The 21,231-nt window shown below is 75.0% G+C and carries 14 protein-coding genes and 1 riboswitch; of the genes, 11 read left to right on the top strand and 3 right to left on the bottom strand.

What is annotated here, in order from left to right:
- Nucleotides 1-2: 2 nt before the first annotated feature.
- Nucleotides 3-1,271, top strand: a complete 1,269-nt coding sequence (locus ACZ47G_RS18690) for a sensor histidine kinase (RefSeq protein ID WP_465743936.1) — start codon at nt 3-5, stop codon at nt 1,269-1,271.
- A 48-nt stretch (nt 1,272-1,319) separates the two neighbouring features.
- Here ACZ47G_RS18690 and ACZ47G_RS18695 read toward each other — a convergent pair whose 3' ends face one another.
- Nucleotides 1,320-1,895, bottom strand: a complete 576-nt coding sequence (locus tag ACZ47G_RS18695) for an SUKH-3 domain-containing protein (protein ID WP_465743991.1) — start codon at nt 1,893-1,895, stop codon at nt 1,320-1,322.
- 82 nt (nt 1,896-1,977) lie between these two features.
- Nucleotides 1,978-2,439, bottom strand: a complete 462-nt coding sequence (locus tag ACZ47G_RS18700) for a YwqJ-related putative deaminase (RefSeq protein ID WP_380457246.1) — start codon at nt 2,437-2,439, stop codon at nt 1,978-1,980.
- Between the two features lie 421 nt (nt 2,440-2,860).
- Between ACZ47G_RS18700 and ACZ47G_RS18705 the strand changes: the two genes are divergently transcribed.
- The 7 genes from ACZ47G_RS18705 to ACZ47G_RS18735 all read left to right on the top strand — a co-directional run bounded on the left by ACZ47G_RS18705 (nt 2,861) and on the right by ACZ47G_RS18735 (nt 16,265).
- Nucleotides 2,861-4,009 (top strand): Gfo/Idh/MocA family protein, encoded by a 1,149-nt coding sequence (locus tag ACZ47G_RS18705; RefSeq protein WP_465743938.1) that lies wholly within the window; start codon nt 2,861-2,863, stop codon nt 4,007-4,009.
- The gene (locus ACZ47G_RS18710) at nt 4,006-5,127 is read left to right on the top strand and encodes a DegT/DnrJ/EryC1/StrS family aminotransferase (protein ID WP_465743940.1); all 1,122 of its coding nucleotides are present in this window, start codon (nt 4,006-4,008) and stop codon (nt 5,125-5,127) included. Before ACZ47G_RS18705 ends, ACZ47G_RS18710 begins: the two co-directional genes overlap by 4 nt.
- A gap of 121 nt (nt 5,128-5,248) precedes the next feature.
- The gene (locus tag ACZ47G_RS18715) at nt 5,249-6,250 is read left to right on the top strand and encodes an SMI1/KNR4 family protein (RefSeq protein ID WP_380457252.1); all 1,002 of its coding nucleotides are present in this window, start codon (nt 5,249-5,251) and stop codon (nt 6,248-6,250) included.
- 63 nt (nt 6,251-6,313) lie between these two features.
- On the top strand, nt 6,314-8,983 hold the full coding sequence (locus tag ACZ47G_RS18720; protein ID WP_465743943.1) for an SUKH-4 family immunity protein: 2,670 nt from the start codon (nt 6,314-6,316) through the stop codon (nt 8,981-8,983).
- 266 nt (nt 8,984-9,249) lie between these two features.
- Complete coding sequence (locus ACZ47G_RS18725; RefSeq protein WP_465743945.1) at nt 9,250-10,740, top strand: cell envelope integrity protein TolA; 1,491 nt, start codon at nt 9,250-9,252, stop codon at nt 10,738-10,740.
- Nucleotides 10,741-11,421: 681 nt separating this feature from the next.
- The gene (gene mfd / locus ACZ47G_RS18730; protein ID WP_465743947.1) at nt 11,422-15,075 is read left to right on the top strand and encodes a transcription-repair coupling factor; all 3,654 of its coding nucleotides are present in this window, start codon (nt 11,422-11,424) and stop codon (nt 15,073-15,075) included.
- A gap of 152 nt (nt 15,076-15,227) precedes the next feature.
- Entirely contained in the window at nt 15,228-16,265 is a 1,038-nt protein-coding gene (locus ACZ47G_RS18735) for a nucleoside triphosphate pyrophosphohydrolase (protein ID WP_465743949.1), read from the top strand.
- Nucleotides 16,266-16,330: 65 nt separating this feature from the next.
- Here the strand turns inward: ACZ47G_RS18735 and ACZ47G_RS18740 are convergent, their stop codons facing one another.
- Nucleotides 16,331-16,768: an SDR family NAD(P)-dependent oxidoreductase gene (locus ACZ47G_RS18740; protein WP_465743951.1), complete on the bottom strand. Its 438-nt coding sequence runs from the start codon at nt 16,766-16,768 to the stop codon at nt 16,331-16,333.
- A 357-nt stretch (nt 16,769-17,125) separates the two neighbouring features.
- Between ACZ47G_RS18740 and ACZ47G_RS18745 the strand changes: the two genes are divergently transcribed.
- The 3 genes from ACZ47G_RS18745 to eno all read left to right on the top strand — a co-directional run bounded on the left by ACZ47G_RS18745 (nt 17,126) and on the right by eno (nt 21,167).
- Nucleotides 17,126-18,454 (top strand): cytochrome P450 family protein, encoded by a 1,329-nt coding sequence (locus ACZ47G_RS18745; protein ID WP_465743953.1) that lies wholly within the window; start codon nt 17,126-17,128, stop codon nt 18,452-18,454.
- A gap of 210 nt (nt 18,455-18,664) precedes the next feature.
- Nucleotides 18,665-18,834, top strand: a riboswitch (cyclic di-AMP (ydaO/yuaA leader).
- 1 nt (nt 18,835) lies between these two features.
- A complete protein-coding gene (locus tag ACZ47G_RS18750) occupies nt 18,836-19,612 on the top strand; it encodes a transglycosylase family protein (RefSeq protein ID WP_465743955.1) in 777 nt (258 codons plus the stop codon).
- Between the two features lie 265 nt (nt 19,613-19,877).
- Complete coding sequence (gene eno, locus ACZ47G_RS18755; RefSeq protein ID WP_465743957.1) at nt 19,878-21,167, top strand: phosphopyruvate hydratase; 1,290 nt, start codon at nt 19,878-19,880, stop codon at nt 21,165-21,167.
- Nucleotides 21,168-21,231: the final 64 nt, after the last annotated feature.

The raw sequence follows: 21,231 nt of genomic DNA on the forward strand, positions 1-21,231 counted from the left end.
GCATGAGCAAGTCGCCTGGGGAGCGCGTGCCGGACCGGTCGTTCTGGTGGTGGAGGCGCCGGCGCAGCGCCCTCCTCGACATCGGCCTGGCGCTGCTGGCCGCGGTCGAGTGCTCGGCCAGCACGATCTCCTTCCTGTCCGCCCGGATGCACGTGACCACCGCGGGCGCGGTCGGGATCGCGGTGCTCGGAACGCTGGCCGGCGGCTCGCTGGTGGTGCGCCGGCGCTGGCCGGCCGTCCCGGTGCTGGCGACCCTGCTGGTGCTGCCCGGGATGCTCGGCGTACTGCTGCTGGTGGTCGCGCTGTACACGCTGGCGGAGACCTGGGAGTGGCCCTCCCGGCGGCGCCGGGTGGTGGCGCTGTCCGGGCTGGCCTTCGCCGAGGCGGTCGCGGTGATGGCGGTGTCGCTGATGACCCCGGACGACTCGCTGGGGGAGCGGCCGCCGCTGTGGGGCATGGTCCTGCTGTCGCTGCTGGTCGCGGTCGGACTGACCGTCGCGCCGGTGGTCACCGGCCTGTACGTGGGGGCGCGGCGGCGGCTGATCGAGTCGCTCAAGGACCGCGCCCACGGCCTGGAGACCGAACTCGACCTGCTGGCCGAACAGGCCCAGGAGCGCGCCCGCCGGGCCCGGCTGGAGGAGCGCACCCGGATCGCCCGGGAGATGCACGACGTGGTCGCGCACCGGGTCTCGCTGATGGTGGTGCACTCCGGGGCGCTGGAGCGAATAGCCGTCAAGGACCCGGAGAAGGCCGCGCAGAGTGCCCGGCTGATGGGCGAGGTGGGCCGGCAGGCGCTGAACGAACTGCGCGAGATCCTCGGTGTGCTGCGGATGGACGACGAGCGGCAGCCGGAGCCGGACTCGCTGGCCGGGCTGCCCCGGCTGGTGGACCAGTCCCGGGCGGCCGGGATGGCGGTCACCCTGACGGTCAGCGGCAGCCGGCAGGAGTTCACCGGCGAGGCCGAGCAGACCGCCTACCGGGTCGTCCAGGAGGGGCTGACCAACGCCCACAAGCACGCGGGCGGCGCCCAGGTGTCGGTGCTGCTCGCGTACGCGCCGAACGGGGTGCGGGTGAGCGTGGTGAACGCCTGCCCGGGCGGGGAGCGGGCCGCGGCGCAGCTGCCCAGCGGGGGCAACGGGCTGGTCGGGATGCGGGAGCGGGTGGTCGCGCTGGGCGGCACCTTCTCGTCCGGACCGGAGGCGGACGGCGGCTTCCGGGTGGAGGCGGTGCTGCCGTCCCGGCTGGCCGTCCGGGGGGACCGGCTCCGCTAGGGCGGGCCTGACCGGCCGTCAGTGGGCCCGGCCGTCAGTGGCTTGGCCCTACTCCCCGGCGGTGCGCAGCCGTTCCGGGGCGGTGCCCAGGACCAGCGCGCTGATCGCCTGGTCGATGCCGTGGCCGAGGAACCACTCGCCGGTGTGGTCCAGGCTGTAGACCCGGCCCTCCTCGTCGACCGCCAGCAGCGCCTGCCCGTACGCCTCCTCGCCCAGCGGGGCGAGCCGGCTGCCCAGGGCCCGGCCGAGGTCGAACAGGGTGCGCGGCTGGTGCAGCCCGCGCATCGGGTCGATCAGGAACGGGGTGCGGGCCAGCTGGCGGCCCGGACCGGACAGGTCGAAGGCGAGGCCGCCGAACTCGGCCCAGGCCTCCACGGCCGCCGGGAACACCGCGTGCGGGACGCCGTCGGGACCGCCGTGCCCGACCAGGGCGTCGGCCCACTCCTCGGCCTGCCGGATCTGCCAGCGGCCGGGGTGCCAGCCGGCCGCCTTGAGTTCGGCGGCGACCTCGGCGGGGAAGCGCGGGCGGGTCCGCGCACCGCCGGCCGGGGGCTCGGCGGCCGGGGCGAAGGTGGCCGGGGCGAGGGTGGCCGGCGGGGGCGGGGGCGGGCTGGGCGGGTTCAGGGCGTGCTCCGGGGCTGGGGGACAGGGACGTACGAGGGACGTACGGGGGCGGCCGGGCGCGGGCGCCCGGCGTGCGGACGGCTCAGCGCGCCGGCGGACCGACGGCGACGCTCAGCACGGTGAAGTGCTCCAGCATCGGGGCGCAGGAGCGGCACGGCGGGGCGTGGGTGCCGTGTGCCGGGTCGCCCTCCTCACGGATCCGGAGGGTGGTCATCCGGGAGCCCTTGAGCGCCTTGCGGGCCTCGGGCAGGCTCATCGGCTTGCGGGCGGCGCGCTTGGAGCGTCTGCCGTCGACCGTGGTCAGGTACTGGGAGAGCAGGACGGCCTCCGGGCAGCGGCCGGTGAACCGCTCCCGGGCCTCGGCCGGCAGGGCGTCCAGGAAGTCGCCGACCAGCGGGTGCAGGACCGGGCGCCGGTCGGCCTTGTCGCCCGCCAGGGTGTGCACCTCGCCGCCCTTGAGCGACAGCGCGGCGGCGACGGCGGGCAGCAGGCTGTCGCGGAGGTGGCGCAGCACGGGCGGGCCCGCCGGCTCACCGGTGGTCATGCGGTGTCCTCCTCCTCGTTCCTGGCGGTCCGGTTCCTGTTGGCTCCTGGTGGACCGGGGCAAGCCTGTCATTCGACACCGACAACCGCACAACCGGGGTGCGGGGCCGGGCGAACACCCGTGCGGTCGGTGGTGGTTCGCGGTCCCGTCCCACCCGAATCCTGACGGCACCCTGGTCGCATCCGCACACCCTCGTCACGACTTGTCCCCCGATCTCCCGAAACCGCCCCCGCCCCCGGGCCCCGGCCGGTACCGTTCCGGCAGCGAGCCGAAGGGGCCGCGGCCGGCCGGACAGGCCCTACCGGCCGGGCCGACTCCGTTGCCCGCGCCGGACGTTGATGCCGTCGGGGCGGGCCCGTGCCCGCTCCGGCGCCGGAGCCGGGGAGGGCCGGTGCGCCCGCCCCGTGAGGGGGCCCCAGCGATGACGTCGAAGCAGTGGGCGGCCGAGACCGCCAACCAGGCGCCCGGCGGGCACGTGCCCACCCCGGGCGAGCCGCCCCGGACGGTGCCGGAACGGCCGGTGGGCCTCGCGGTGGTCGGGGCCGGCTACTGGGGCCCGAAGCTGGTCCGCAACGCCCAGTACACCCCGGCGCTGCGGCTGCACTGGCTGTGCGACCTGGACGAGGCCAAGGCCCGTTCCGTGCTGGGGGAGTACAGCACCGTCGGGGCGAGCGGCCGGTACGAGCAGGTGCTGGCCGACGAACGGGTGGACGCCGTCGCGGTGGCCACCCCGGCGGGCGCCCACTACCCGCTGGTACGGGCCGCGCTGGAGGCCGGCAAGCACGTGCTGGTGGAGAAGCCGATCACCACCTCCGCCGCCGAGGCCGCCGAGCTGGTCGAACTGGCCGAGGCCGCCGGGCTGGTGCTGATGTGCGACCACACCTTCTGCTACACCCCGGTGGTCCGCCGGATCCGCGAGCTGGTGCACGGCGGGGAGATCGGGGACGTCCAGTTCTTCGACTCGGTGCGGATCAACCTCGGCCTGGTGCAGCCGGACGTCGACGTGCTGTGGGACCTCGCTCCGCACGACCTGTCCATCCTGGACTTCGTGCTGCCGCCCGGCGTCGTGCCGGTCGGCGTCTCCGCCCAGGGCGCCGACCCGATCGGGGCCGGCCGCGCCTGCGTCGCCTACCTGACGGTGCGGCTCAGCAACGGCGCGCTGGCGCACTGCCACGTCAACTGGCTCTCCCCGACGAAGGTCCGCACCACCCTGATCGGCGGCTCCCGGCGCACCCTGGTCTGGGACGACCTCAACCCGCAGGCCCGGCTGGCCGTGCACGACCGGGGGGTCGACCTCACCCCGCCCGACCAGCTCACCGACGCCATCCGGCACCGGGCGCTGATCTCCTACCGGGTCGGCGAGATGGTCGCCCCCGCGCTGGTCGAACAGGAGGCGCTGCGCAACGTGATGGCCGAGTTCGCCGCCGCCATCGTCGAGGGCCGGGCCCCGCTCACCGACGGCCGGGCCGGGGTGAGGGTGCTGGAACTCCTGGAGGCCGCCTCGCTCAGCCTCGAACTCGGCGGCATCACCGTGCCGGTGGGCGCCGGCGACCGGGAGGCCGTCCGATGAGCCCCGGGATCCCGCTGGTCGACCTGGCGGCCGCGCACGCCGAGGTCGAGGCCGAGGTGCGGGCCGGGTTCGACCGGGTGCTGGCCGGCGGGTGGTTCGTCAAGGGCCCCGAAGTGGCCGCCTTCGAGCGGGAGTACGCCGCCTTCACGGGCGTCCGGCACTGCGTGGGCGCCGCCAACGGCACCGACGCCCTGGAACTGGCCCTGCGCGCGCTGGACCTGCCGCCCGGCGGCGGGGTGGTGCTGCCCGCCAACACCTTCGTCGCCACCGCCGGGGCGGTGCAGCGGGCCGGGCTGCGCCCGGTGCCGGTCGACGTCGACCCGGAACACCTGCTGATCGACCCCGAACGGGCCGCCGCCGCCCTGCCCGGCGCGGTGGCCCTGCTGCCCGTCCACCTGTTCGGCCAGTTCGCGCCGATGGAGGCCCTGCTGGAACTGGCCGGCGACCGCCCGGTGGTGGAGGACGCGGCGCAGTCCCAGGGCGCCCGGCGCAACGGCCGCGGCGCGTACGGGCGGATCGCGGCCACCAGCTTCTACCCGGGCAAGAACCTCGGCGGCTACGGCGACGCCGGGGCGGTGCTCACCGACGACGACGAACTCGCCGCCGCCGTACGGCTGATCGGCGACCACGGCGCCCGCGACAAGTACGTGCACGAGCGGCTCGGCTTCAACTCCCGGATGGACGCGCTGCAGGCCGTGGTGCTGCGGGCCAAACTGCGCCGGCTGCCCGCCTGGAACGCCGCCCGCCGGGCCGCCGCGGACCGCTACGACGAACTGCTCAAGGGCCTGGCGGGCGTCCGGCGGCCGTCCACCGCGCCGGGCAACGAGCACGTCCGCCACCTCTACCCGGTGCGGATCGCCGGCGGCCGCCGGGACGCGGTGCTCGCCGCGCTGCACGCCGCCGGGATCGGCGCCGGGGTGCACTACCCCGTCCCGGTGCACCTCCAGCCCGCGTTCCGCCCGCTCGGCCACCGCGAGGGCGCCTTCCCGGTCGCCGAACGGGCCGCCCGCGAACTGCTCAGCCTGCCGCTGCACCCCCACCTCACGGAGGCCCAGCAGGTGCGGGTCGTGGAGGTGTTGGGGCGGGCCCTGGGTGCGGGGGGCCGGTCGGCCGGGTGACGCACGGACCTGTCCTCGATCGCCCGTCGTCCGCCCCGCAGACGGGGGGTTGAGGACAGGCCCTAGGCTGGTGCCCAGCAAGCGCACCGAGCAATTTGCAGCAGCCAGTGGGGGCTCCCAGATGACGACAGGTCGGCCCGGCGTCGCCGCCGCACCGAACGCGGCGTACGCAGGTCAGGTGGTGCACTTCCCGGACCCGGTCCGCGCGGAGCGGCACCCGGCCGGGGTCCAGGTGGACGAGTCCGGCTACCCGGACTTCGGCCCGTACGCCGCCGCGGCGGCCGAGGTCGCCGACCCGCCGGACGGCTTCGGCGTGGACGAACTGCGGCTGACCGACTACGTCTCGGCCAACGCGGCGCTGTTCACCCAGGGCCACCCGCTCTGGGCCGACCTGGAGACCGCGGTCGCCACCCCGCCCGGCTGGACCTGGCACCACGCGGTCGGCCGGGCCGCCCCCGGCTGGCGCCGGATGGAGCTGGTCCCGGTCGAGGTCAAGGCCCTGCTGCGGCACCACGGCGGCCTGGCCACCTCGCCCGCCGACCACTCCCGCCGGGGCACCCGCCCGCTGCAGGAGCGCCGGCCCGTCCACTTCTCGCTGGCCAAGGACGGCGGCGACCCGATCGGCGTCTCCGAGGACCTGGTGCAGCGCGCCGAGGAGCGCCTCGGCTACCGGCTGCCCGGCGCCTACCGCACCTTCCTCAAGCTGGGCGGCGGCCGCGGCCCGGTCGGGGTCGCGCTGGACACCGAGCTGGGCATGCTGCTCGACCAGCCGTTCCTGACCCTCACCGAGGAGTACGGCACCGAGGACGTCGTCTACGCCAACAAGTGCCTGCGCGACCACCTCACCAAGGACTACCTGGGCATCGCCTACGCGCAGGGCGGCATCATCGCGCTCAAGGTGCGCGGCGAGCGGACCGGCTCGGTCTGGTTCCACCTGTACGACGACGCCCGCGACCCCGGCGGCCCGGAGGCCCCGGAGGAGCGCTGCGCCCGGCTGCTGCTGCCCTGCGGGGACGACTTCGACGACTTCCTGCTGCGGCTGGCCGGCAGCCCGCCGGAGCTGGAGACGGTCGCGGAGCTGATGGTGGACGGCGGGTTCGCCCGGGCCGTCGCGGTGGACTGACATGACCGCGGGAACGGCGTTGAGGCAACGAGTGGGGACGACGGGGACAGGAGTGAACCGGGCGTGGTGACGTACGCGCAGGCGCAGGAACTCGCCGAGGAGTGGATCAACGGCGGAGTGCCGCACGCGCAGCAGCGCGAGGTGCGGGTCCGCGAGTTCGACCTCGGCTTCGTCTGCTGGGCGGTGTCGCCCGCGGACCCGGCGGGCGGCCCGGCCGCCGGCGCCGACGGCGGACCGGGCTCGGGCGGGGCACGGCTGGTGATCGCCCGGGACTCGGGCGCCAGCACGCTGTGGCCCGCGCTGCCCGTCAACGAGGTGGTCCGGCAGTACGAGGAGGTGTACGGGCGGCCGGTCGCGGCCAACCCGGCCGGGGCGGCGAAGCCCGCACCGGGGCCGGTGGAGGCCACCTCCTTCCTGCTCAGCCCGCCGCAGTGGCTGCAGGAGGCGGGGGCGGCGGCGATCGCCGCGGAGGCGGAGAAGCTGGGGGGCGCGAACGCCGCTCCGGCGGCCGCCCCTGCTCCGGCCCCTGCCCCGGTCGCTCCGGCCCCTGCGCCGGCTCCGGCCGAGGTGCCGCCCGCGCCGCCGGTGCCGGTGCCGCCCGCGCCCGCCGTGCTGACCGCGCCGCCGGTCTCCGACCGGCCCGCCGGGGACGCGCCGACCATGCTGGCCCCGCCGCCGGGCGACGATCCGTACGCCGCCCCGCAGCCGCCCGCCGCCGCCCCGCAGCCGCCCGCCGCCGCGCCGGTGCCGCCGGCCGTCCCGCAGCCGCCGGTCGCCCCGGTCGGCACCGAGGCGGCCACCGTGCTGATGCCCGAGGGCCTGCGCACCTCCGGTTCCGACCTGCCGGACACGCCCGCCCCGGCCGGGGCCGAGGCCGCGACCATGCTGATGCCGCCGGGCAGCGGCGGCTACGGCATGCCCCCGGTCCCGCCGGTCGGCACCCAGCCTCCGAGCACCCAACCCCCGAGCACCCAGCCCCCGACCGCGCCGCCGGCCGGGCCGCCGGCCCAGGCCCCGGCGCCCGCCCCGGTGGCCGAGCCGGCGCCGACGCTGCTCGCGCCGCCGGACGCCATGCCCGGCCTGATGGGCCTGCCCGGTGCCCCGGCGACCCCGCCCGGCGCCCCGGTGGAGCAGGCGCCCACCATGCTGGCCTCGCCCGGTGGGCTGGCCGGTCTGCCCGGTGCCCCCGGCCCGGCCGCCCCGCCGTCCGGCGCTGCCCCGGCCCAGGGTGGTCTCGGCCGTGGCCCGGGTTCGGCCCCGCCGCCTCCGCCCGCTGGGCTGCGCGGTGGTCCGTCCGGTCCGGGCGCCGGTGCCCCGGCGCAGGGCGGCCTCGGCCGCGCTCCGGGTTCGGCCCCGCCGCCGCCCCCGCCCGCCGAGCTGCGGCAGACCCCGGGCTCCGGCGCGCCCGCCGCCGGTCCGGGCGGCCGGGCGGCCGGTTCGACCCCGCCGCCCCCGCCCCCGGCGGGCCTGCGCGCGGGTGACGCCCCGGCCGCGCAGGCGGCGCCCGCCCCGGCCGCCGCCGGAGTGGCGTACGAGGCGACCCAGCTGGCGAGCGCGATCGACCCGGCGCTGCTCGGCGGCCCGGCGGACCCCGGCACCCCGCCGTCCGGCGGCCCCGCCGTCCCGCCGCCGCCCGGCGGTCCGGCGGCCCCGGTCACGCCGGCGGCCGGGTACGGCTACCCGAACGCGGGCGCCGCGCCCGGGGTCGTCCCGCCGGCGCAGGTGACCGGCCCGCCGCAGGGCGCGCCGGTGCCGCCGGGGGTGCCCGCGGTCGGCCCGGGCTACTTCGCCGCGCTCAGCTACCGGGGCCCGGACGGCTCGGAGCAGAAGCTGCTGCACCGCAGCGAGCCCGGCACCCCGCACCCGGAGTGGAAGATCCTCCAGGACCTGCGGCGGCTGAACGTGCCGCCGGAGCAGGTGCTGGAGCTGTACACCGAGCTGGAGTCCTGCGACCTGCCCGGCGGCTACTGCAACCGCATGATCGCGGCCTCCTGGCCGAACGTGCGGCTGACCCACACCGCCCCGTACGGCCGCGACCACGCCTCCCGGCAGGCCGGCATGGCCGAGCTGCTGGACCACCTGGACGAGCTGCACCAGCTGGCCTCCGGCGCCCAGCGGGTCCGCCCGTTCCGGGCCCCGCTGCCCGCGCCGGGGACGGTCCAGGCGCTGCCGCCGCTGCCGCCCCAGCAGCTCGCCCAGGAGGTGGGGACGGCCTTCGGGCAGAACCTGTTCCGCTACGAGCAGCGCGCGGTCTCCCGCCAGGGGGTGCCCGAGCCGGTCTCGCAGACCCTGACGTGGGCCGGGCTGCCGCGCGACTTCGGGCCGTTCTTCTGGGCCCAGGCGCAGGAGGGCCGGCCGATCCCGACCCTCGCCGAGCTGGCCGCCGAGCGCGGCCTGCCGGTGGCCCCGGACTTCGGCGGCTACCTGGTGCTCGGCAACGACTACGGCCGCCAGCTGTGCGTCCAGTACGGCACCGCGAACGTGGTCGCGGTGGACGTCGACGGAACCGGCCAGCCGCCGCGGTTCGTCAACAGCGGTGTACCGGAGTTCGTCCGCGCGCTGGCCCTGCTGGGCCGGATGTGGCGGCTGCGGTACGGGCTGACGCCGGAGCAGGCCGGTCGCTGGACGACCGACTTCCAGGCGGAGCTCGCCGCGATCGACCCGGCGGCCCTGCAGAACACGGACACCTGGTGGGCCGTGCTGCTGGAGCAGTTCTGGGACGGTCTGCTGTAGCGGACCGTCGCGGATCCTCGCAGGTGGGGAGGGGTCGTTCCGGTGTCCGGAACGACCCCTCCGGCATGCCCCGGCAGCCGTGCCTCGTTGGGGTTTCGTCCGGATCTGCGCAAAATAGGTCAAGAGGATGGGTCTACTCGTCCGGTCCTCGACATATTCCGGTCCGCACGACGACCGAATCCGGCCCCGGTGTTCCAACCGGTTCCGGATTCGTTCGTTCCGTCCGATCATGGGCTCCGCAGCCCGCGAAACGAGGGGAAGAGCCCATGAGCGACGCCGTCCCCCAGTACGGCTTCACCCAGGCCCGGCGCGGCTACGCGCCCGACCAGGTCGACCGGGCGCTCGTCGCCCTGACCGCACAACGTGACGAGGCCTGGGAGCGCCTGAGCGTCCTGGGCGCCGGCATCCGGCAGATGGAGACCAGGCTGGCCGACGTCCGCCGCGCCGCCGACGAGGCCCCGGAGCCGGACTACCAGGTGCTCAGCGAGCAGGCCGCCGGACTGGCCGACATGGCCCGGAACGAGGCCCGCGCGGTCAAGGAGAAGGCCGAGCGCTTCGCCGAGGACCTGCGTGACGAGGTGTACGACGCCGGGCAGGCGCTCCACGAGGCGGCCAAGGAGTACGCCGCCACCACCCGCTCCGAGGCCGACGCGGCCGCCCGCCGCACCGAGGAGCGCACCCGCGCCGAGGCCGAGAGCATCCGCTCCGAGGCCGACCGGGAGTGCCGCGCCGTCCGGGACGCGGCCACCGCCTACGCCGCCAAGGTGCGGGTGGCCGCCGCCGAGGCCGGCGAGCACGCCGAGGCGGAGCTGGCCACCAAGCGCCGCAAGGCCGACGAGGCCTTCGCCGAGGCCCAGGCCAAGGCCGACGCCGAGGACGCCGAGGTCTCCGCGACGGCCGAGCGCCGGGTCAAGGAGGCGGAGCAGCACCGGGAGACCGTGCTGAACCGGATCAAGCAGCTGGAGACCGACGCCCAGGCCAAGGCCGACCAGCTGGTCGAGCAGGCCCGCCGGGAGGCCGAGAAGATCAACGCGGAGAGCGAGCGCGAGCAGCGCGCGTTCGACGCCCGGCTGGAGACCGTCCAGCAGCACCTGGACCACATCAAGGCCACCCTGGCCTCGCTCACCGGTGCGGCGGTCGGGCAGATCGAGCCGCCGGACTTCGCCGGGCTCGCCGCGGCCGAGGCCGCCGCCGATGCGGCGGTGGCCGGTCCGGTGGACGGCGGCCCGGTGGACGGCGGCCCGGTGGACGGCGGTGCGACGGACGGCGGTGCGACGGACGGCGATGCGGTGGACGGCGCCGCGGCGGGCGGTCCGGACGCTCCGGTGGCTGGTCCGGTGGCTGGTCCGGCGGACGCGGTGGCCGATGCGGTGCCGGTCGACTCGGAGGCGGACACCGGGGAGATCCCGCTGCCGAACCTGCGCAAGGCCGTGGCCGTGGCCGCCGAACCGGTGGTGAAGGCCCCGGGGCAGCAGAAGTCCACGGCGGTGCTGCGCCAGCCGGTGGTCGGCGGCGCCGGGAGCGGTGCCAGGGCCGCCGCAGAGCCGGTGGCGACCGGGCCGGTGGCCCCGGCCGTGGTGCCGCCGAAGCCGACCGCGCCGCCCGAGCCGGTGGCCGAGCGGGACGGTGCGGAGGGCGTGGCCGACGCGGCTGGCGCCGAGGGCGCCGAGGAGACCCGGATCATCCCGAAGATCGTCATCGTGGACGACGGCGCCGGCTACGCGGCCCCCAACACGGTGTCCTACCGCCGCCGTTAGCCGTCAGCGCCGGCTCCCGCCCGCGATCGGCGCGGTGAGCTCCGCGCCCTGGGCCCTGACCGCCTCCCGCTGGGGGCGGTCGGGGCCTCCGCGTTGCGGTCGGCGTCCGCGCGGGCGCGGAAACGGCTGAGGCCGAGACCCGTGGCGCCCTCCAGGAAAGGGCGCCACGGTTCCCGGCGCTTGGGCGGGCGCCCCCACCCAGGGTCGCCCGGCCTCGCACCTCCGACCCCCATCGGGGGTGCGACAGTGCCGCCACAGCCATCCCCCACGGTTGGGTGCGGCGGGCACGTTCACCATGGTGCGCGATCTCCATGGACGGCCAGTGACAGGAGTATGTCCAGTTCGTGGCGGATGGCGGAGCCCCTCCGGACCGGTGTCCGGCCGGTCCGTCCACCGGTCTGTCCCCTGGTCCGTCCACCGGCCCCGTCCACCGGCCCGTCCGGTGTTCCGTCTGCGGTCGTGTCCCTGACAGCACGGAGGTCGCGGCCACCGGTTCGTCCCCGCCCGGTCCGGCCGCCGGGCGGCGCGGCGCCGCCCGGCTCGTAGACCGCGTGCCCGTCCGTGCCGCGGCGTAGGCTGGAGACCCCCGGCCGCTCGGCGCGCCGGGCCGTTCGCGTTGCCCCGGCGGGCTACTAGCCGCCCGGAGGCAGCACCAGCCACGGGACGAAGAAGAGACCGCAGATGAGCCTGACCGGACTGCTCGATGTCGTCGCGCGGGATGCGGCGCTCGCCGAGGCGATCGAGGCGGCCACCGCCACCGGAGCCGCGGCCGGCAGCCGCCGCCACCTGGACCTGGTCGGCCCGCCCGCCGCCCGGCCGTTCGCCATCGCCGCGCTGGCCCGCGCACTGGCCGGGCAGGCCGCCGGCGACCGGGGCCGCCCGGTGCTGGCCGTCACCGCCACCGGCCGGGAGGCGGAGGACCTGGCCGCCTCGCTGCGCTCGCTGCTGCCCGCCGACGCGGTCGCCGAGTACCCGGCCTGGGAGACCCTGCCGCACGAGCGGCTGTCGCCCCGCTCGGACACCGTCGGCCGCCGGCTGGCCGTGCTGCGCCGGATCGTCCACCCGCGGGCGGACGATCCGGCGGCCGGCCCGGTGCAGGTGATCGTCGCCCCGGTCCGGTCGGTGCTCCAGCCGCAGGTCAAGGGGCTGGCCGAGCTGGAGCCGGTGGCCGTCCGGCGCGGTGAGTCGCACGACCTGGGGGAGGTGGCCCGCCGGCTCGCCGCAGCCGCCTACGCGCGGGTCGAACTGGTCGAGAAGCGCGGCGAGTTCGCCGTCCGCGGCGGCATCCTGGACGTCTTCCCGCCGACCGAGGAGCATCCGCTGCGGGTGGAGTTCTGGGGCGACGAGGTCGAGGAGATCCGCTACTTCAAGGTCGCCGACCAGCGCTCGCTGGAGATCGCCGAGCACGGCCTGTGGGCGCCGCCCTGCCGGGAGCTGCTGCTGACCGACGAGGTGCGCGCCCGGGCCGCCGAACTGGCCGTCCGGCAGCCCGGGTTGGCCGAGATCCTGGACAAGATCGCCGAGGGCATCGCGGTCGAGGGCATGGAGTCGCTGGCCCCGGTGCTGGTCGACGACATGGAGCTGCTGCTCGACGTGCTGCCGCTCGGCTCGGTCGCGGTGGTCTGCGACCCGGAGCGGGTGCGGACCCGTGCCGCCGACCTGGTGGCCACCAGCCAGGAGTTCCTGCACGCCTCCTGGGTCGCCGCGGCCGCCGGCGGTGACCTGCCGATCGACCTGGAGACCATCGACGTCTCCGCCGCCTCGCTGCGCTCGCTCGCCGAAGTGCGCGAGCACGCCGACGAGATCGGACTGGCCTGGTGGTCCGTCAGCCCGTTCGCGACCAGCGAGTCCACGGTCGACGGCATCCTGGCCCGCGACGGAGCCGCTGATTGGCACGGCGATGCCAACACCCTGACCCTCGGCATGCACGCCGTCGAGGCCTACCGGGGCGACACCGCCCGGGCGATCGCCGACGCCAAGGACCGGCTAGCCGCCGACTGGCGGGTCGTCATGGTCACGGAGGGCCACGGACCGGCCTCACGGCTGGCGGAGGTGCTCGGCAACGAGGGCATCCCGGCCCGGCTGGTCGCCGACCTCGGAGAGGCGCCCACCCGGGACGTCGTCTACGTCTCCTGCGGCTCCATCGAGCACGGCTTCGTGGACGAGGGGCTGAAGCTCACCGTCATCACCGAGACCGACCTGTCCGGCCAGAGGTCCTCCACCAAGGACATGCGCCGGATGCCGTCCCGGCGCCGCAACGCGATCGACCCGCTGGCCCTGGCGACCGGCGACTACGTGGTGCACGAGGCGCACGGCGTCGGCCGGTACGTCGAGATGGTGCAGCGCACCGTCCAGGGCGCCACCCGCGAGTACCTGGTGCTGGAGTACGCCCCCGCCAAGCGCGGCCACCCCGGCGACCGGCTGTTCGTGCCGACCGACCAGCTCGACCAGGTCACCAAGTACGTCGGCGGCGAGGCCCCGACGCTGCACCGGCTCGGCGGCGCGGACTGGGCGAAGACCAAGCAGCGGGCCAAGAAGGCGGTCAAGGAGATCGCCGCCGACCTGATCAAGCTGTACTCGGCCCGGATGGCCGCGCCCGGCCACACCTTCGGCCCGGACACCCCGTGGCAGCGCGAGCTGGAGGACGCCTTCCCGTACGCGGAGACGCCGGACCAGCTGACCACCATCGCCGAGGTCAAGTCGGACATGGAGAAGTCCGTCCCGATGGACCGGCTGATCTGCGGCGACGTCGGCTACGGCAAGACCGAGATCGCGGTGCGGGCCGCGTTCAAGGCGGTGCAGGACGGCAAGCAGGTGGCGGTGCTGGTGCCGACCACGCTGCTGGTGCAGCAGCACTTCTCCACCTTCGCCGAGCGGTACGCCAACTTCCCGGTCACCGTGAAGGCGCTGTCCCGCTTCCAGACCGACACGGAGGCCAAGGCCGTCCTGGAGGGGCTGTTCGAGGGCTCGGTGGACGTCGTCATCGGCACCCACCGGCTGTTCTCCTCCGAGACCAGGTTCAAGGACCTCGGCCTGGTCATCGTCGACGAGGAGCAGCGCTTCGGCGTCGAGCACAAGGAGCAGCTGAAGAAGCTGCGCGCCAACGTGGACGTGCTCACCATGTCCGCGACGCCGATCCCGCGCACCCTGGAGATGGCCGTCACCGGCATCCGCGAGATGTCCACCATCACCACCCCGCCGGAGGAGCGGCACCCGGTGCTGACCTTCGTCGGGCCGTACGACGAGAAGCAGATCTCGGCCGCGATCCGGCGCGAACTCCTGCGCGAGGGCCAGGTGTTCTACATCCACAACCGGGTCGAGTCGATCGACAAGGCGGCCGCCCGGCTCAAGGACCTGGTGCCCGAGGCGCGGATCGCCACCGCGCACGGGCAGATGGGGGAGACCCAGCTGGAGAAGGTCGTCGTCGACTTCTGGGAGAAGGAGTTCGACGTCCTGGTGTCGACCACGATCGTGGAGTCCGGCATCGACATCTCCAACGCCAACACCCTGATCGTCGAGCGCGGCGACACCTTCGGCCTCTCCCAGCTGCACCAGCTGCGCGGCCGGGTCGGGCGCGGGCGCGAGCGCGGCTACGCGTACATGCTGTACCCGCCGGAGAAGCCGCTCACCGAGACCGCCCACGAGCGGCTGGCCACCATCGCCCAGCACACCGAGATGGGCGCCGGCATGTACGTCGCGATGAAGGACCTGGAGATCCGCGGGGCCGGCAACCTGCTCGGCGGCGAGCAGTCCGGGCACATCGCGGGGGTCGGCTTCGACCTCTACATGCGGATGGTCGGCGAGGCGGTGGCCGAGTTCCGCGAGTCGCTGGCGGGCGGCGGCGAGCCGGAGGAGGAGCCGCTGGAGGTGAAGATCGAGCTGCCGGTCGACGCCCACGTGCCGCACGACTACGCGCCCGGCGAGCGGCTGCGGCTGCAGGCCTACCGCTCGATCGCGGCGGTCAACTCGGAGGCGGACGTCCAGCAGGTCCGGGACGAACTCGTGGACCGCTACGGCAAGCTGCCGGAGCCGGTGGAGAACCTGCTGATGGTCGCCGCGCTGCGGCTGTACGCCCGGCGGTGCGGGATCTCGGACATCACCCTGCAGGGCACGAACGTCCGCTTCGGCCCGGTGGAGCTGCGCGAGTCCCAGCAGCTGCGGCTGAACCGGCTCTACCCGCGCAGCCAGGTCAAGGCGGCGGCCCAGCAGCTGCTGGTGCCCCGGCCGAGCACCGGCCGGATCGGCGGCAAGCCGCTGGTCGGGCGGGAACTGCTGGCCTGGTGCACCGAGTTCCTGTCGGCCATGTTCGACGACCTGGCGGGGGCGAAGAAGTAGCACCGGCCGGTCGATGACGTACGGCGGTCCCGGGCTCCGCCCGGGGCCGCCGTTCCGCTCGGGCGGTCCGACGTCCCGGGCCGGGGAGCAGGAAGCCGGCGGGTGCGTCCGTGGGTCGGATCGGGGTGGGGTGGGGCGGGTAGGTTCGAGGTGTGACGACGAATGGTGTGCCGACGAACGCCGCGGGCGCGAAGTTGATCCTGCTGACCACCACCCACCGGGTGGCCCCCGGGTTGCTGGCGTGGCCGGCCTGGGAGGCCCTGCGGTCGGCCGGGCGGGTGCTGGTGGCGGACGAGGGGCATCCGCAGGTGGCGGCGGTGCGGCAGGCCGGGGTGGTGGTCGAGGTGGTGCCGGCCGGTTCGGCCCCGGCGCTGGCGCGGTTGCTGACCGGGCAGCCGGTCGGGGCGGGGCCGACGGTGTGGCTGGGCGGCCCGGACGGGGATCCGGGGCTGACGGACGCGCTGGCCCGTCTCGCGGTCGAGCACGCCGGGGAGGTGCCGGAGATCGAGGTGCTGCCGGGCTCGTACGACCTGCCGGGGGCGCGGCTGCTGGACCTCGCCTCGGTGATGGACCGGCTGCGCTCGCCGGGCGGCTGCCCGTGGGACGCCGAGCAGACCCACGAGAGCCTGGTGAAGTACCTGGTCGAGGAGGCCTACGAGCTGGTCGAGGCGATCGAGGAGGGGGACCGGGACGCGCTGCGCGAGGAGTTGGGCGACGTCCTGCTGCAGGTGTTCTTCCACGCCCGGATCGCCGAGGAGCACCCGACCGAGCCGTTCACCGTGGACGACGTGGCCGGGGACATTGTAGAGAAGCTGGTGTACCGGCACCCGCACGTGTTCGGGGACGTCGAAGCCGACGGCGCCGCCGAGGTGGAGGCGAACTGGGAGCAGCTGAAGGCGGCCGAGAAGGCGGACCGGGAGTCCGTCCTGGACGGCGTGCCGGCCGGGCTGCCGGCGCTGGCGTACGCGGCGAAGCTGGTGTCCCGGGTGCGCCGGGCGGGCTTCACCGAGGTGCCGGACGAGCCGTACCGGCTGCCGGAGGAGCTGACCGCGGAGTCGGCGGGCCGGCTGCTGCTGGCGGTGGCGCAGCGGGCGCACGACGCGGGGGTGGACGTGGACGCGGCGCTGCGCTCGGCCGCGCGCGGCTACCGGGACGCGGTGCGCGCGGCCGAGGGGCTCAAGCCGGAGTAGGCCCTGTCCGGCCTGTCCGGCCTGTCCGGCCTGTCCGGCCTGTCCGGACGGGCCGGAGCGGTCGTTCAGGCCGCCGTTGCGGTGTGCCCGGTGGTGTGTTCGGCGGGGCGCCGCTGCGGCGGCACGACCTCGCCGATGGCCTCGCCGACCAGGGCGACCAGTTCGGCGAGCCGCTCCAGGTCGAGGTGGTCGGGCAGGTCGGCGAGGGAGACGATCCGCTCGCCCTTGGGGCCGGCGACGCAGAAGAGGTCGATCGGCCCGAGGTGCTTCTCGGCGGTGTCGACCAGGGCGGCGACGTCGCTGGGCCGGCGGATGTCACCGCCGACGCCGACCACCGGGCAGCCGGGCCGGTCGAGTTCGGCGGCGAGGTCCTCGGCGACTCCGGCGTGCTGGTCGGCGATCAGCATCCCGGCGGCGCCGGCCGCGGTGAACCCGCGGGCGAGGTCGGCTCCTGAACCGCCGTCGAGCACCGCGATGACGACGACTGCTCCGCTGACCCGCATGGCCTGCTCCTCCCTGTGGGCGACACCGCACCGGCGCCCACGCGTACTGCGGAGGATCGTAGGCACGTCCTGACCCTCCGCAACAGGGATTACCCCGCAGGTGACCAGGCTCACGCCTGCCACCGGGCCAAGAGCTGTCCAAGGGCTGTCCACTGACCGTCCACGGGCCGTCCACGGAGTGTTGGTGCACCCCTCCCGCACCCGTCGCGCACCGCTCACCCGTCCCTCGCGCACCGCTCACCCGCCGCTCGCGCACCGCTCACCCGCCGCTCGCCGGCGACGGACGAACCGGTGACTTCCCGGTGGCCGCCCAGGCGCCCGTCCGGCCCGGTCCGGTCCAGCGGTTACGGTCGACGCATGCCAGCTCAGCCCGAGGGCCCCCGGCCCGCCGCCCAGCCCGAACCGCAGCCCGCCCCGGAGCTCTTCACCTGGGAGTTCGCCGCCGACCCGTACCCCGCCTACGCCTGGCTGCGCGAGCACGCCCCGGTGCACCGCACCACCCTGCCGAGCGGCGTGGAGGCCTGGCTGGTGACCAGGTACGCGGACGCCCGGCAGGCGCTGGCGGACGGCCGGCTGTCGAAGAACCCGGCGCACCACAGCGAGCAGGCGCACCGCACCGGCCGGGTGGGCATCCCGGGGGAGCGGCAGGCGGACCTGATGACCCACCTGCTGAACATCGACCCGCCGGACCACACCCGGCTGCGCCGCCTGGTGTCGAAGGCGTTCACCCCGCGCCGGGTGGCCGAGTTCGAGCCGCGGGTGCAGCAGTTGACCGACCGGCTGATCGACGGCTTCGCCCAGCGCGGATCGGCGGACCTGATCCACGAGTTCGCCTTCCCGCTCCCCATCTACGCGATCTGCGACATGCTGGGCGTGCCGGCCGAGGACCAGGACGACTTCCGGGACTGGGCCGGGATGATGCTGCGACACACGAAGCCGGGGCAAGGCGGCGGCCAACGCGGCGGTGTGGGGCGGGCGGTGAGGCGGATGCGGGCGTACCTGCTGGAGCTGATCCACCGCAAGCGGGCGGACCTCGGCGACGACCTGATCTCCGGGCTGATCCGGGCGAGCGACCACGGCGAGCACCTCACCGAGAACGAGGCCGCCGCGATGGCGTTCATCCTCCTCTTCGCGGGCTTCGAGACCACCGTGAACCTGATCGGCAACGGCACCTACGCGCTGCTGCGCAACCCGGAGCAGCGCCGCCTGCTGCAGGAGTCGGTGGCCCGGGGCGAGACCGGGCTGCTGGAGACCGGGATCGAGGAACTCCTGCGCTACGACGGGCCGGTGGAGCTGGCGACCTGGCGGTTCGCGACCCGGCCGCTGACCATCGGCGGGGTGGACATCCCGGTCGGCGACCCGGTGCTGGTGGTGTTGGCGGCGGCGGACCGCGACCCGGCCCGGTTCGCCGACGAGAACACCCTCGACCTGGCCCGGAGCGACAATCCCCACCTGGGGTTCGGGCACGGCATCCACTACTGCATCGGCGCCCCGCTGGCCCGGCTGGAGGGGCGGGCCGCGCTGGCCACGCTGCTCTCCCGGCTGCCCGATCTGCGGCTGGCCGGGAGCCCGGAGGACCTGCGCTGGCGAGGTGGCCTGATCATGCGCGGATTGCGCGAACTTCCGGTCGAATTCAGCCCGGAGGCCCGCTCCCCGCACACCCGTCCTGAGGCCCCGACACGCTGACGGGACGTCGTCGAGCGGGCTGCAGTGGCGGTGTGAACGCGCATCAAACCGGACAAAGCCCCGCTGTTGGTAGGCGATCGAGCACGCGCCGTAATTCTTGTGTGATATCGGTGATATGAGCTTGTGATTGGTCTGAGGATCTGTCTAGTCTCCCTGGAGTTCGCAGCTGCGGACCCCGTGCGCGGAACGCCGAATCCTGCCCGCCGCGCGACGGGAAATCGACCAGACCCTGGGCAGGGGCGGGGGACCCAGGTTTGTTGCCGTCTCCCCACGGCTTGGGGTGAAGCCGCCCGAGCGGAATCGTTTCCGTCGACGGCGGCCGGGCCACCTCCCGGTCCGAACCCGACAGCTCACCTCGCAGGCGTGCGGAGAGGGACCTTCATGCTGCTCGTTGGAACTGGCCGTCATCGTCGTCGCACCCAGGCCGAGAAGGCCATCGCCGTCGCCGGTGTGGCCGGCGTCGGACTCGCGCTGCCGCTCCTCACCGCCACCGGAGCCTCCGCCGCCCCGGCCTCCGCCTGGGACTCCGTCGCCCAGTGCGAGAGCGGCGGCAACTGGAGCATCAACACCGGCAACGGCTTCTCCGGCGGCCTGCAGTTCACCCCCAGCACCTGGAAGGCGTACGGCGGCACCGCGTACGCGGCGCAGGCCAACCAGGCCAGCCGGGCGCAGCAGATCTCGGTCGCCGAGAAGGTGCTCGCCTCGCAGGGCCCGGGTGCCTGGCCGGTCTGCTCCGTCAAGGCCGGCCTGAGCAAGGGCGGCGCCCCGGCGGCCGTGGACACCTCCTCGGACGCCAAGCCGCAGTCCGCGCCGAAGCAGAAGGCCCAGCCCCAGGCCGCCAAGTCGCAGGCCGCCAAGCCCGCCGCGAAGCCCGTCCAGCAGTACGCCCCGAAGCACGCCGCGCCGAAGCAGGCCGAGCGGCCCGCCGAGCAGCCGGTGCAGCAGTACACGCCGAAGCACGCCGCCCCGCGCGCCGCCCAGGCCCCGTCCGCCCAGACCGGCCACGACTACACCGTCCGCTCCGGCGACACGCTGTCGACGATCGCCGCCGCCCAGGGCGTGTCCGGCGGCTGGCAGGCGCTGTACGACGGCAACCGCGGCACGGTCGGCGGCGACCCGAACCTGATCCTGCCCGGCCAGGTGCTGCACCTCGGCTGAGCCGTTCCGCACGGCTCCGGAAGTCGAACGGAGGAGGGGGCCGCGCCCGGCGGCCCCCTTCGTCCGCGTTCGTCCGTGATGGTGGGACACGTCGGGTCGGGCAGGTGAACTACCGGTGGGTAGCGGGGCCACACGCTGAGACGGAGTCGAGGTCGACGTGGTCCCGGGAGCCCGGGCGGTTAGGCTCTGGTCGTAACGACTCCGCAATCCTCCGGCCGACCGGCACCACCGTCAGCCGGACCCTGCTTCCGCAAGGAGATGCTTCGTGCCGTCCATCGATGTCGTCGTAGCCCGCGAAATCCTCGACTCCCGCGGCAACCCCACGGTCGAGGTCGAGGTCGGCCTCGACGACGGCAGCACGGGTCGTGCCGCTGTTCCGTCGGGCGCCTCGACCGGCGCCTTCGAGGCGCTGGAGCTGCGCGACGGTGACAAGAACCGCTACTTCGGCAAGGGCGTGGAGAAGGCCGTCCTGGCCGTCATCGAGCAGATCGGCCCGGAGCTGGTCGGCTACGACGCCACCGAGCAGCGCCTGATCGACCAGGCCATGCTCGACCTGGACGCCACCCCGGACAAGTCCTCGCTCGGCGCCAACGCCATCCTGGGCGTCTCGCTGGCCGTCGCGCACGCCGCCTCCGAGGCCAGCGACCTGCCGCTGTTCCGCTACCTGGGCGGCCCGAACGCGCACGTCCTGCCGGTCCCGATGATGAACATCCTCAACGGTGGCTCCCACGCGGACTCCAACGTCGACATCCAGGAGTTCATGATCGCCCCGATCGGCGCGGAGTCCTTCTCCGAGGCCGTCCGCTGGGGCGTCGAGGTCTACCACACCCTCAAGGGCGTGCTGAAGGAGCGCGGCCTGTCCACCGGCCTCGGCGACGAGGGCGGCTTCGCGCCGAACCTGGACAGCAACCGCGAGGCCCTGGACCTCATCACCGAGGCCATCCAGAAGGCCGGCTACGTGCCCGGGCGTGACATCGCGCTGGCCCTGGACGTCGCCGCCTCCGAGTTCTACCAGGACGGCGCCTACCAGTTCGAGGGCAAGGCCCTGTCGGCCGCCGAGCTCATCGAGTACTACGCCGAGCTGGTCGCCGCCTACCCGCTGGTCTCCATCGAGGACCCGCTGGACGAGTCGGACTGGGAGGGCTGGAAGGCCATGACCGTCAAGCTGGGCGACAAGGTCCAGCTGGTCGGCGACGACCTGTTCGTCACCAACCCGGCCCGTCTGGCCAAGGGCATCGAGACCGGCACCGCCAACGCCCTGCTGGTGAAGGTGAACCAGATCGGCTCGCTGACCGAGACCCTGGACGCCGTCGAGCTGGCCCAGCGCAACGGCTACCGCTGCATGATGTCGCACCGCTCCGGCGAGACCGAGGACGTCACCATCGCCGACCTGGCCGTCGCCACCAACTGCGGCCAGATCAAGACCGGTGCCCCGGCCCGCTCCGAGCGCGTCGCCAAGTACAACCAGCTGCTGCGCATCGAGGAGATCCTCGACGACGCCGCCGAGTACGCCGGCCGCGGCGCCTTCCCGCGGTTCCGCTCCGCGGACCAGTAAGCACGGCAAGTCCGAGGCCTGGGACTCCGAGGCCCGAGGGTTCGAGGCCTGGGACTCCGAGGCC

Source organism: Kitasatospora sp. NPDC030952 (assembly GCF_055571335.1).

Coding starts and splice junctions, on each gene's coding strand:
- ACZ47G_RS18690 (WP_465743936.1), top strand. CDS start 3: ATGAGCAAGTCGCCTGGGGAGCGCGTGCCGGACCGGTCGTTCTGGTGG.
- ACZ47G_RS18700 (WP_380457246.1), bottom strand. CDS start 2,439: ATGACCACCGGTGAGCCGGCGGGCCCGCCCGTGCTGCGCCACCTCCGC.
- ACZ47G_RS18705 (WP_465743938.1), top strand. CDS start 2,861: ATGACGTCGAAGCAGTGGGCGGCCGAGACCGCCAACCAGGCGCCCGGC.
- ACZ47G_RS18710 (WP_465743940.1), top strand. CDS start 4,006: ATGAGCCCCGGGATCCCGCTGGTCGACCTGGCGGCCGCGCACGCCGAG.
- ACZ47G_RS18715 (WP_380457252.1), top strand. CDS start 5,249: ATGACGACAGGTCGGCCCGGCGTCGCCGCCGCACCGAACGCGGCGTAC.
- ACZ47G_RS18725 (WP_465743945.1), top strand. CDS start 9,250: ATGAGCGACGCCGTCCCCCAGTACGGCTTCACCCAGGCCCGGCGCGGC.
- mfd (WP_465743947.1), top strand. CDS start 11,422: ATGAGCCTGACCGGACTGCTCGATGTCGTCGCGCGGGATGCGGCGCTC.
- ACZ47G_RS18740 (WP_465743951.1), bottom strand. CDS start 16,768: ATGCGGGTCAGCGGAGCAGTCGTCGTCATCGCGGTGCTCGACGGCGGT.
- ACZ47G_RS18745 (WP_465743953.1), top strand. CDS start 17,126: ATGCCAGCTCAGCCCGAGGGCCCCCGGCCCGCCGCCCAGCCCGAACCG.
- ACZ47G_RS18750 (WP_465743955.1), top strand. CDS start 18,836: ATGCTGCTCGTTGGAACTGGCCGTCATCGTCGTCGCACCCAGGCCGAG.